At 54.1% G+C, this 12,286-nt stretch carries 9 protein-coding genes; 2 read left to right on the top strand and 7 right to left on the bottom strand.

Annotated elements, in window-relative coordinates; all coding sequences use genetic code 11:
- Window positions 1-159 precede the first annotated feature (159 nt).
- Window positions 160-555 carry a hypothetical protein gene (locus tag CBE72_RS15080; protein WP_100144655.1) on the top strand — a complete coding sequence of 132 codons (396 nt, stop codon included), beginning with the start codon at window positions 160-162 and terminating at the stop codon, window positions 553-555.
- A 218-nt stretch (window positions 556-773) separates the two neighbouring features.
- Here CBE72_RS15080 and CBE72_RS15075 read toward each other — a convergent pair whose 3' ends face one another.
- From CBE72_RS15075 to slyA, 5 genes are all read right to left on the bottom strand, one after another.
- Complete coding sequence (locus CBE72_RS15075) at window positions 774-1,826, bottom strand: c-type cytochrome (protein WP_100144653.1); 1,053 nt, start codon at window positions 1,824-1,826, stop codon at window positions 774-776.
- Between the two features lie 9 nt (window positions 1,827-1,835).
- The gene (locus tag CBE72_RS15070) at window positions 1,836-2,390 is read right to left on the bottom strand and encodes a c-type cytochrome (protein WP_229671996.1); all 555 of its coding nucleotides are present in this window, start codon (window positions 2,388-2,390) and stop codon (window positions 1,836-1,838) included.
- A 289-nt stretch (window positions 2,391-2,679) separates the two neighbouring features.
- Complete coding sequence (locus tag CBE72_RS15065) at window positions 2,680-3,708, bottom strand: DUF2955 domain-containing protein (RefSeq protein WP_100144650.1); 1,029 nt, start codon at window positions 3,706-3,708, stop codon at window positions 2,680-2,682.
- Window positions 3,709-3,716: 8 nt separating this feature from the next.
- Entirely contained in the window at window positions 3,717-4,775 is a 1,059-nt protein-coding gene (locus CBE72_RS15060; RefSeq protein ID WP_100144648.1) for an HlyD family secretion protein, read from the bottom strand.
- A 10-nt stretch (window positions 4,776-4,785) separates the two neighbouring features.
- Window positions 4,786-5,253, bottom strand: a complete 468-nt coding sequence (slyA, locus tag CBE72_RS15055; RefSeq protein ID WP_100144646.1) for a transcriptional regulator SlyA — start codon at window positions 5,251-5,253, stop codon at window positions 4,786-4,788.
- A gap of 208 nt (window positions 5,254-5,461) precedes the next feature.
- Between slyA and CBE72_RS15050 the strand changes: the two genes are divergently transcribed.
- A complete protein-coding gene (locus CBE72_RS15050; protein WP_478010303.1) occupies window positions 5,462-7,372 on the top strand; it encodes a methyl-accepting chemotaxis protein in 1,911 nt (636 codons plus the stop codon).
- An 83-nt stretch (window positions 7,373-7,455) separates the two neighbouring features.
- Here CBE72_RS15050 and metF read toward each other — a convergent pair whose 3' ends face one another.
- Together metF and CBE72_RS15035 are read right to left on the bottom strand one after the other, a co-directional pair.
- The gene (metF, locus tag CBE72_RS15045) at window positions 7,456-8,346 is read right to left on the bottom strand and encodes a methylenetetrahydrofolate reductase (RefSeq protein WP_100144644.1); all 891 of its coding nucleotides are present in this window, start codon (window positions 8,344-8,346) and stop codon (window positions 7,456-7,458) included.
- A 1,538-nt stretch (window positions 8,347-9,884) separates the two neighbouring features.
- Window positions 9,885-12,278: a bifunctional aspartate kinase/homoserine dehydrogenase II gene (locus CBE72_RS15035; RefSeq protein WP_100144640.1), complete on the bottom strand. Its 2,394-nt coding sequence runs from the start codon at window positions 12,276-12,278 to the stop codon at window positions 9,885-9,887.
- Window positions 12,279-12,286 lie beyond the last annotated feature (8 nt).

Below are 12,286 nucleotides of genomic sequence, written 5' to 3'. Positions count from 1 at the left end.
CATTTTTCGGTTATAACCCTATGGATCCCATGCCACAAAGTAGGTAGACTGGCCCCGGTTTACCTCCTTGGAAACAAACCAAGGGATATGATTTGGGGGCGTAAATCGGTTGCTTGAGTGGCCAGTACGCGCTCTCCTCAACTTATAGAGAAGGAAATAATGGGTTTACAAGAAAAGCAATGGAAGCGCTCTATCGAAGAGCAGTATGTGGTTGAGTTCAAACAGGACATAAAGAGCATTCTGGATGCCGACCTGGACGTAACCTTTGACTGGGACAGCTTCGACAGCGCCAAAGAGATCATGTACGTGCCCACCTATGCACTGGATCGTGTCAAATCCGCGTTCAAAGAACTCGCCAACGACCAGGACGCCAAGGAAGAGATTGTTGCGCAGATCAAGACTCTGCATATCAAGAACATCAACGACAATGCCGAAGAAGCCAAGAACATGCGTATCGGTGATGGCGTTTTCGCTCTCGAAGTCGGTTTCGGCGGCAACCACGCCTGTGTCTTTAACGACACGGCTATCCGTCAATACCTGGAAAACAACCTCTGATCATCTGAGCAGAGCGTGATGCTTAGGCTCATCTCCGTTTGAGCTCATCAGTATCCAAGGCCGGTCCTCCCCCTGAGACCGGCCTTTTACTTTTTCATGGCTTCAGTCAGTCAATTACCAGCCCTCGGGCTAAAGCCACAGAGTCAAGTTCCCAACCCTGTACTGCCAAACAAAAAAAGCGCGCCTAGTGGCGCGCCGAATAGATTAAGGCTCTTGCCTTACGACTTCTTGGGGAAGATGGGATAAGCCTCTTTGCCCAGCAAGGTACCCTTTACCTCTTTACCGTAGTAACCGGCATGCTTGTGATACTTGCCTTGGGTTTCCTCGAGCTTTCCTTTGAAGCGGGGATCCTGAGGACGTTCATGGGAGTTGATATAGGCGGCTACATCCCAGGCTTGTTGAGTGGTCAGCTGCATACTCTTGCCCAGTGGCATATTCTCGTGGATAAAGAAGGCCGCCGTGTTGACCCTGTGCATTCCGGCGCCCCAGTTAAAACTCTGCGGCCCCCAAAGCGGTGGCAAGGCATACACACCGGCTATCGCCTGACCTTGGCCATCGGCGCCATGACATGCCTGGCAATGAGCCTGATAAACCTGCTCACCGCGGGCCGGATCATAAGCCAATTCAGGTTTGGGTATTGAAGGGTAACCCCGGCCCGGCAGATTGGCGCGTTGCTCTACCGTCAACTGCTGCTTAATGGCTTCAGGGATGGGGAAGTCTTCCCGTTTGCCGCCCTTGATAAGCTCGGCATCGGCCAGTTCAGGCACTTCGCCTTTGACACCGTATTGATCCATCAAGCCACCAACCCCAAGCCAATAGGCATAGGCAGACAAGGCCACCAACTCAGGGCTGCCGCTCTCTGGCGCCTTGCCGTTCATTGAGTAGGTGAAACAGCCCTGAATACGCTCTTCGAAGCTGTTGACCTTGTCGTTCTTCTTCCGATAGGCAGGATAAGCAAAATAAGCGCCCCAGATAGGAGAAGCGTTGGGCTTACGGCCGGCATCCATATGGCAGTTGACACAGTTCAGCTCATTGCCGACGTATTTATCGCGCAGTTGCTGAGTATTGACGAACAACTGATAGCCCTGACGCACCTTATCACCAAAGGCGCCGGCCGGAATCGCATCCAGTGGTCTGGGGATCAGATATTCCTGCCCTTGCACCTTGGGTGATGATGGCAGTTGCGCCTGGCGATCGGGCAGATTCTCGGCCTGGGCCTGAGCTGTCATTGCGGCCACAGCACCCATGATAAACAGAGTAGATTTTTTCATGCTGCGTCCTTACTTGAGATTGGCAAAATAACTGGCGATGGCGTCGATTTCGGCGCTGTTGAGCTGTTTGGCAACATGCTCCATCATGCCATCGACATCGCCTTTACGGCTGCCATCCTGCCAGGCGTGCAGTTGAGTCTTGATGTAACTGGCTTGCTGACCGGCAAGCCTTGGGAAAGTGCCGCCCCCCAGGCCTGACGGGCCATGACATGTTACACAAGCGGGTAGGTTCCGGGTCCAGTCACCCTGGTACACCAGTTTTTCAGTCGGATCGGCAAATACCACCTGCTCACCTCTGAGCTGAGGTTTAACTTCAGCGACGCTCTGGGCCGCGAAGTAATCCGCTACCTGACCGATAACCTCATCTCCCTGCAGGGTCATGGCCATAGGCATCATGGTGGCGTTTTGGCGGGTTCCGGCCTGGAACAGCTTGATCTGTTGTTGAATATACTGGCTTGAGAGTCCGGCGAGTCTCGGGCCCAGTGGCTCAATGCCCTGTCCCTGAGGGCCGTGGCAACTGCCACAAAGCGCGGCCTGTGGTGGCATAGTCGGTTCTGTTGCCATGGCTGTCCCTATGGACTGAGCCAACAGCAGCAGGCCACCAGCGGCGAGCGTGATTGATTTCATCTGTTATCCCCCATTATGAGTAATGGCGAACAGCATAGATCCAAATCACATATATGAGAAGTTTGCGATAAATATCAAAAAATCATGGCGCCTTGGCACAATCCCTATGCCATAAGGTTTACAGCATCGACATGAGTCCAACTTTGAAATATTTGCTTACGATTTTGATTTTATAAAAAACCCTTTGCTAACAATATATTGGATAACGATTATCGTTTACAAATCGCTATTCACCAAAATGCGTCGCCTTAAAACTGTTGAGTAAATGGTGCAACAGATAACAGGCCAACAAGGTGCCAACTATGGCCACCAGAATACTGCTCACGCGGTAGAGAGCGCTGAAGATCAAATCATTACCCGGTGCCAAATACTGACCGAACAGTATCCCTAGGGTGGTCATGGCACCAAAGCCCACCGCCGAGCCACTGGCCTCTTTGACATGGGCCTGGGCAAACAGCAGAGTCCCGAGCCAGAGCATAGGCACGACCAACAAGAGCACACCGGACCAGTCATACAGCAACAGCTGCACCGCCATACCATATGCCACCCCGAGCACTGTGCCCATCGCCCGTTTACGGGCATAGTCGAGGGCACCGTTCCAATGCATGGGAAACAGCAACAGCAGAGTGGTAGCCTGCGCCGACATGGAATCGCGCAGATCGAAGGCCTGGAATATCAAGAAGGAAAGAGTGGCAACGCTGGCCCCCATCAGCGCTTCATGGCGCATTCTGTGGGGCTGTTTGGGTCCGGGCACATAGGCGCCGCGAAGTTCAACATCCGGGATCAGCACTGTCATCAGATAAGCAATCAGCACTGACAGTACACTGGCCCAAAAATTACCGAAGATGAGATCGTTAAGATCGGTATCCGGATAACTGGCAAAATGCAGCATGATGCTGAGGCTGATCACCCCGTTGGCACCAAACAGAAACAGGGCGCCGCGGGACATGCAGGCAAAGCGATATAGAAACAGCACGAAGACAATCAAGGTCATCAGTGCCGGATGGCTGCCAAACAAACCGCCTATGATGCCCACCTCAACCCCACAGACAACTGCCGCGGCCAATAACTGCCGCGCCGCATGGCCGTTCATCACTGGTACCAATCCCAGCAACAGCATGGGGGTGACGGTATAAAACACCCCATAGTTCCAATTCATCAGCTTACAGATCAGAAAGCCGATGCTGGCGCCGGTGGCTATGCGCAGGCACTGGCGCAACTCATTCTGAGTCAAGGGGTGGTGACGCAGGATCATCGGCCACCTCAATAGATGTAGTGCAGCAAACTAACGGCCTTGATCTGCAGCTTAGCCATGAAACGATAGAAACTATTGTCTGGCAGCAACTGAACTGTGGCTCGGGAACCGGCTGCCAGCATGGGGTGCTCTTCTCCCAGGAGTTCAAGATGCAGCCGCAGACGCTGGGCATCCCGCACCCAACGATCCGACTCGGTCGGCGTCGCCAACATGCCGTTGGCATCGAATTGTCCGGCGCTAACCCCGGCATCACGGCTGCTTACCCTGGCAGGGTAGAGTCTGCCTGGCTCGGCATCGAACGCTACCCAGGCCTCAGTGCCCTGCTCCACGCCCCTGAGAGTTTTCTCACGAAAATCGGCGATGATATCCAATGGTTCGGACACCAAGGCCAATACGGGTTGGCCCTTGTTGGCCATGCTGCCACCGGCCAGTTGCAGATTGGTCACTATGCCTTCGTTCTCTGCCAGCACCTTGGTGTAACTCAGATCCAATTCTGCTTGAGCCAAACGGCTGCGGGCCTGGCGCAACTTGAGGTTCTCTGTCCCGGCTGTTCCGCGGGAAACCTTGAGTTTAGCCAACTGCGCCTTAGAAGCGGCCAACTTGGCTAGCGCCGAGCTGGCATCGGTATCAGCCTGATCCTTGAGCTGGCGTGACACTCCATTGCTGGCATAGAGGGCATCCAGGCGCTTGGCCTCACGTAGTTTCTGTTGCAACATGGCCTCATTGGCGCTGACATCTGCGGCGGCGGCCTCAATGGCGGCATCCAGCTCGGCGTTATCCTGCACCGCCTGCTCCAGCGCCAGTTTGGCTTGCTCCAGTGCGAGCTCAAAAGGAGCCGGGTCGATGGCGAAGAGTAACTGCCCGGCCTCTACATGTTGATTATTGGCCACGGCGACAAATTGCACCGGGCCGCTCACTTGGGGCGCTACCTTGACTACAGTGCGGGTCGCCATCGCTTGCGGCGTCAGCGGCATCTCCAAATCCGCCAACATAAAATAGGCGAAGACCAGCACAAAGCCTGCCATGGAAATTTTAACGAGTCTGGCAAATTGTTGATCTGGCGTCATAAAGTCTCTCTTATTTCGCTTGCTCTTGCTGCAGCTGATGTTGGGCGTTATCGCAAATCCTGGTGATCACGGCTTCAAAATGAGCCAGTTCATCCGGATCTATGCCTGCCAACAACTTGGCCCGTACCTGGATGATCCTGGCTTCCATGGAGCGAATGACTTCTTCACCTTCAGCGGTCATGGACACGATGCGCGCCCTTTTGTCATGCTCGCAGCTGTGACGGGAGATTAGCCCTTGCTGCTCCAGTTGACCCAGGGTCCGCATCAACGAAGGCAATTCAATTTCCAGCGACTCGGCCAACTGTTTTTGACTGATGTGATCGCCCATTCGTCTCAGCTTCCACAGCGCGGTCCAGCGAGGATGGGTCAGCCCCAAAGGCGCCAATTCATTGTCGGCGACCATGCGCCATAGGCGGTGTAAACGCCCCAAGCGCTCTCCCAGAGAAGTCTCGGTCAGCTGTTCTATATATCTGTTCATCTTGATTGGCTTATTGGTTAGCAGGCTAAGTATTTTAGCAGTTCAAAAAATCAAGTAAACACCTGAGTGAGAGTCGGATAAATTCGTTCAGAGAAAGCCGGGGAAAAATAGTTAGTTAACGACAAAAGTTTGTTATGTGTCGCAACTGCTTAATAATGGCGGCCATATAATTTCTTCTCGAACCCTGTGACTTAGCCTGGAGGCCGAAGTGTTTTCACAACTGAAAATAGGAACTCGAATCATACTGGGGATCTCGTTACTCTTGATCGCCATGATGAGCTTCATCATGCCCTTGGTACAATCGGAATTCAGTCAACTGATAAACGATTCCGAACAAAAAGAGCTACATGATCTCTACCAAATAGCCAATGCAGAGATAGATTCCTCTGGGAAACTGGCCGAAGCGCTGGCAACCCAGGTCGCTCATACACCTGAGATGCAGCAAGATTTTGCTTATGGTGATCGTGAGGCGCTGAATAACCGCAGCCAACAAGTCTTTAAGCCACTCAAAGAAAACTATTCCGTACAACAATTTCAGTTCCACAAGCCTAGTGCGACCTCATTTTTAAGGGTTCACAAACCGGAAAAGTTTGGCGATGACCTCTCAAGCTTCCGCCAAACCGTAGTAGCAACCAATCAGCGCAAACAAGCCATGAAGGGTCTAGAAAAAGGTGTGGCCGGATTGGGGATCCGCGGCCTGTCCCCCATGAGTTTTCAGGGGCAGCATATAGGCTCAGTTGAATTCGGTATGTCCTTTGGTCAACCCTTCTTCGACACTTTCAAAAAGAACTATCAAGCCGACATCGCCTTGTTAATTCCGGATGGAAGCGGCTACAAACAATTTGGTGGAACCTTCAATACAGAAGTCTTCAACAACGCCAACTTAATGAATCAAGTCCTGCAGGGGACCACAAATAAATCCAATATCGAACTGGGTGGAGTCAGTAACGTACTCTATCTCCATTCCGTAAAAGATTTCTCAGGCCAAGCGATTGGTGTCTTGGCTCTCGCCATGGACCGGACTCACTCAGAAGCCAAGCTATGGCAAATCAAAGTCACCCTGATGACTCTGGGGGGCATAGCGCTATTCGTAGGAGTGATCATCGCCTTCTTTATCGCCCGCAGCATCACCCGCCCCATAGCGCAAACTGCCCGCGCCATGGAGGATATTGCTCAAGGAGAAGGTGACCTCACCAAGCGCATTGAGATCAACAGCAAAGATGAGATCGCCGATCTGGCACGGGCATTCAACCTGTTTGTCGGTAAAATTCATCAAACAATGCAGCAAGTCGCTGACGCTACAGACTCATTGGCGACCTCGGCCGAAGAGATGTCTGGTATTACCAATAACAGCCGTCACAGCGCCGAGCAACAACAAAGAGAAACCGAACAAGTGGCCACTGCCATGAATGAAATGGCTGCCACGGTTCAGGAAGTCGCCCAAAATGCTACCGTTGCCGCCGACTCTGCAGAATCTGCAGATGAAGCCACAGATGCAGGCAATCGCTTGGTAGAAAGAGTGATCAATATGATGGAAGGCTTGGTTGCAGAAACGCAGAGAGCAACCGAAGCGATAGATCAATTAGAGCGGGATACTCAGTCCATCGATTCTGTATTGGAGGTCATCCGCAACATAGCCGATCAGACCAACTTACTGGCTCTCAATGCCGCCATTGAAGCGGCTAGAGCCGGAGAGCAGGGACGAGGTTTTGCCGTTGTCGCCGATGAAGTGCGCACTCTAGCCAGCCGCACACAGACATCGACAACCGAGATTCAGCAGATGATCGAAACCTTGCAACAGGGAGCCAAATCCGCCGTTGTCGTCATGCAACAAAGCAACAATACCACTGCGGATTGCATGACCGAGGTCCGGGGCGCCGGAACGGCATTGGATCAGATCAGAGATGCCGTTTCTGCCATTACCCAGATGAATATCCAGATAGCCAGCGCCGCCAATGAGCAGTGCGCCGTCTCGGCCGAGATAAATCGTAACCTTACCAATATCAATGATGGTGTGGCTCAGGGCAGTGAAAGTGCAGCCCAGATAGCCGTTGCCGGTGAAGAGCTGGCGCAGCTGTCGGTACGCCTCAAACAGCTGATTGGCCAATTCAAGGTCTAACCCTTTCACTAAAAACACACTAAAGACAAGCCCACCAAAATGGTGGGCTTCGCTTTTATCCGCTTAGCCGTTATCAAAGGCCTTCACTTGCCGGGGCGTACTCCCAGCGTATGACAGATGGCATAGGTGAGCTCGGCACGGTTCAGGGTATAGAAGTGGAAGTCTTTCACCCCTTCACGGGAAAGTACCTTGACCATGTCGATGGCCACGTTGGCCCCCACCAGCGCCCGGGTTGCGGGGTCGTTATCCAAGCCTTCAAACTGGCTATGCAACCATCCCGGTAAAGACACATTGGTCATGGCGGCGAAACGCTTAAGCTGGTTGAAGTTGCCCACAGGCAATATTCCGGGAACAATTTCCACATCAATGCCGGCGGCCACACAACGGTCGCGGAACCTGAGATAAGACTCCACATCGAAGAAAAACTGGGTGATGGCACGGCTGGCACCGGCCTCAATCTTGCGCTTCAGGTTGATAAGGTCGGCCTGGGCATTGGCCGCATCCGGATGCACCTCTGGATAGGCGGCCACCGAAATATCAAAGTCGGCGACCGAGCGCAGCAAACGCACCAGATCAGAGGCAAAACGTGTCGGCTTGGGGCTGCCTTCCGGCAGATCGCCTCGCAGCGCCACTATGTTACGAATACCGCTGTTCCAGTAGTGACGCGCCAACTCCAGTAACTCTTCATCACTGGCATCTACCAGCGTCAGGTGCGGCGCCGCCACCAGCTCGGTTTCCTGCTGGATCCGCTCGATCACGCTGTGAGTGCGATCCCGCACTCCTGAGTTGGCACCATAGGTGACAGAAACAAACTTGGGATTCAGTGGCTCCAGGCGCTGAATTGAGTTCCACAATAAGGTTTCCATCTCAGGCGTTGAGGGCGGAAAGAACTCGAAAGAAACATTGATGTCGCCGTTGAGCTCGGACAAGCTCTGGTTCAGCGAGTGCGCATGTTGTGCGTGATGAAAAGCCATTGAAAATTCCCTCAACTGTCTATCTGGACGTTTGGACGTCTATATGTCCACATACTAGAGAAACTATCATTGAAGTCAAGCCCAAAGATGGCTTCAAAGGTGTATTTATCTTAATCGGTATAAAAGCCACTAATGAGTGTTTCTGCAAAGCCTCGGCTTTGCACCTGGGGAGAGCTTTCGCACAAGCGATCCTGTGACACAACGAGTGTCGTATCGCGACATGCTTACGGGCGAAAGCCAGGGATGGCGAACTGGCCTTTGTGCATGGATGCACTTGCTCCACGACTTTAGGCCGCTGGCACAGCGGCTAGCATTGCTTTCAGCTCAAAATAGCCAAATAACATAGGTTGGACTTCCAGCAACGGATGTATCCCATTGCCTGCCGCAGGCTTATGCACAGGCGATCCTGTGACTCGCTGCGAGTACATCCCTGTAAGCTCTGCCTCGCCATCCCTGGCTCGGAAAGTCACAGTCCCGCCTGTGCCTGGAAATAGGCGTATGTCTGTAGCTATATAAGCAATTTCAAGCAACGCTATGATTGCAGAATTGCACCAATTCCCCCTTCGGAGCCGCCGCGGGCGTTGTTGCAAATTGGCGTAGCCGAGACAGGGATGTCGAGGCTCGAAGGTCGAGCAAGGATGCGAGTCCTGAGTGTAGCCAATTTGTTTCATAAGCCAGCGGGGATTTCGGCTACGTTGGGGTGTCCTTGGGGATGCAAGGGGCTTTGGACAAGCAAAGCCCCTTGCCCGGTGTGGTGTGGAACACCACGACTTTAGGCCGCTGGCACAGCGGCTATCATAGCTTCCAGCTAAAAGTATCTAAGTTAGTATTGGCCGAGCTTCCGGCGACGGATGTTACTCATTGCCTGCCGCAGGCTTATGCACAGGCGCTCCTGTGACACGGCATGAATACGTCCTTGTAGCCTCGACGAAAACGTCCCTGTTTTCGACGGTCACAGTTCCGCCAGTGCCTGGAAAATAGGCGTATGTCTGCAAATCGCTCAAATATTTCAAGCTACTCCATTTTCACAGAATTACACCGACTCCCGCTCGAAGCGGCCGCAGGGCGTTGATTACAATCGCGTAGCGAGGCATGGATGCCGAAGCAGCGCCAGTCGAATCAGGGATGAGCGTCTGGCGCGATAGCGAATTGGCATCATAAGCACAAGGGGTTTTCCGCTGCGTCGCGGGTCGCTGGGGGTTTGGAAAGGGGGCGAGTCGATACAGCCGTGTGGGGCGGCGAGTGTCGCGTAGCGACTGGCTACGAGCGAGAGCCAGGGATGGCGAACTGGCCCTTGTGCATGGATGCACTTGCTCCACGACTTTAGACCGCTGGCACAGCGGCTAGCATGGCTTTAAGCCAAAACTCACCAATAAACTTGATCTCAGCTTCCAGCTAAACCGCAAGCCCATCACCTGCGGTGCGGATAGGCTGAAAGCCCGAATACCGTGAAGGACAGGACGTCCGAGAACGGCCACTCACACAGGCTTTTCCTAGCCAGAAGCCCACCGGCTTCAAATATGACGCCAATACCAACCCTACTCCTGCAGCAGATCGCGACAGATCTGCACCAGATCCGACTGTACTGCCGCGGCAGTCACCTCCCTACCTGCACCTGGGCCACGAATGATCAGCGGATTACCCTGGTAGAAGGCCGAGCGGATGACAAACACATTATCTCCCGGGGTCAGATTGGCGTATGGATGCTGACGCTCGACCCACTGCAGAGAGACTTCGGCGTTAACCTGGTCATCTTGCTGCTCCAGTGAAGCCACATAGCGCAGCACCTTGTTTTGCTCGGCCGCGGCGGCAAACTGCTGCGCGAGAGTGGCATCCAATTCGGGGATCCGCTGCAAGAACTCATATAGCGGAATATCGGCCAGTGCCTCAGGCACCAGTGAGCTTAAGCGAATATCCTCAAGCTCTAGTTCCAAACCTATTTCACGAGCCAATATCAACAACTTGCGCTGCATGTCACGCCCGGAAAGATCGTCCCTGGGATCCGGCTCTGTGATCCCCAGCTCTTTGGCCTGCAACACCAGCTCGGAGAAAGGTTTGACGCCATCGAAATGCTCAAACAGCCAGCAGAGCGTGCCGGAGAAGATACCGCCGACAGCCTCTACCCTGTCGCCGCTGTTGTGCAAATCATTGAGCGCGTGCTGCACCGGCAGCCCGGCGCCGCAACTGGCGTTGTAACGCCAGAACAGTCGGCGGTTACCCAACTGCTGTTTCAGCTCGCGGTAGAAAGGCAATGGCCCAGAGCCGGCCAACTTGTTGGCACTGACCATATGAATGCCACGGGCAAAGAACTCAGGATACTGCAGTGTCAGTCCGGCGCTGGCACTGATATCCAGCGCCACCAGTTCATCGGCTTGCAGCAACGCAAGCTGTTCGAACAGATGTTCATACTGCCAAGGGGTGGCTTCGGCTTCAAACCTTGCCTGCCAGTCTTCCCCAACGATCCCTTCATTGCAGATCCAGGCACGGCTCGAACTCGCCAAGCCCAGGAGTTCAACACTGGCTTCCAGCTCACGTTTGAGGCCGTCGCGGGCTCGGCTAAATAGTTCCACCCAGGCTTCGCCTATGTTACCCACCCCCAGCAGAATAACGCCTATGCGTTTGCGGGGGCCGGCGCAGCGCCTGTGCACCTTCTGGGTCAGCAGGTTCACCTGCGATTTGGGCACCAGAGTGACCAGGCTGAGTTGGTCCTGGTACAGAGGCCGCGCTTCACGGCTCAGCAAGCGGGCAAAGCTGCGGCGATAACTGCCGGCGCCACTGCTTACCAGCGCCACCAGCCCAAGCTCTCTGTCCTCGGTAATGCTTTGAATTTTGAGCTCGGATGTCTGCGCTTCCAGTAACTGCCAGACTTGGCGGGATAATTCGGGAGTATAGGCCAGCTCAAGTTTGTGTTGCCCCTGAGACCAGTAGGCCAGCGGGTTCAAACCCGCCTCATTGAGCGCATCAAGCGTCTGAGCCTGGGTGCCATTGAACTCCAGGCTCAAGAGGGACACCTGATTGAGATTGGTCACCACAGGGGCGCTTGCAGCATCACTCTTGGGGGCTATCAGGGTAAAGTCGGTATGCGAGGCGTAGCTCGAACGCACCGCCAGGCTGACCTCGGTATCAAACAAAGGCTGCAGGGTACGGCAATGCAGTACCGGGGAGCCAAGCCGCGCCAGGCGGTCGGCCTCAGCCAGCGACATACTGCTCAGCAACCTGGCATCGGCAATCTTGTTGGGATCGGCATTGAACACCCCTTCGACATCTGTCCAAATGGTCACCCTGTCGATATCGGCCAGGCTGGCTATCAGGGTGGCACTGAAGTCGGAGCCGTTGCGACCGAGCAGCAGAGTTTCGCCTTGGCTATTGGCGCAGATAAAGCCGGTGATCACCAGACGCTCATCGGGATGCTCGGCCAGCAGCCGCTGCACCCTTTCGCGGGACTCATCGAGGCGAATCCTGGGCACTGCGCCCTCATCGGCAATCAACAAGCTGCGGGCATCCACATGGGAAGCGGCGACACCAGACTCCCGCAGCAGCGCCGCCATCAGTCTGGCCGACCAGCGTTCACCGAAACCCACCACCTGATTGCATTGGTATTCGCTGAGTTCAGGCAAAGACAATAAACTGGCCAGTTGCGCCTTATCTGTAGACAGACGCTCCCGCAGTTGACGTGCCTGTTCATTGCCCAGCAGCTGTTCAATCAGATTTTGCTGATAGCCGACAAGCTCCTGTAGCTCCTCCTGCCACAGAGCGCCGGATTCCTTCAGGTTCAGCAGTTTATAGAGAAAATTAGTACTCTTGCCGGCGGCGGAAACCACTACAAGATCATCGGCATGACCATGGGTCAGCAAAATATGGGCGACCCGTCGGTAGCAATCGGCATCGGCGAGACTGGAACCGCCAAACTTATGTAGGTGACAACGTGCCATCTCAAGCT

Origin of the sequence: Shewanella carassii (assembly GCF_002777975.1) — a bacterium.
Taxonomy (GTDB): domain Bacteria; phylum Pseudomonadota; class Gammaproteobacteria; order Enterobacterales; family Shewanellaceae; genus Shewanella; species Shewanella carassii.
The sequence above is the reverse complement of the archived record's forward strand: the minus strand, read 5'-3'. Positions and strand labels throughout refer to the sequence as shown.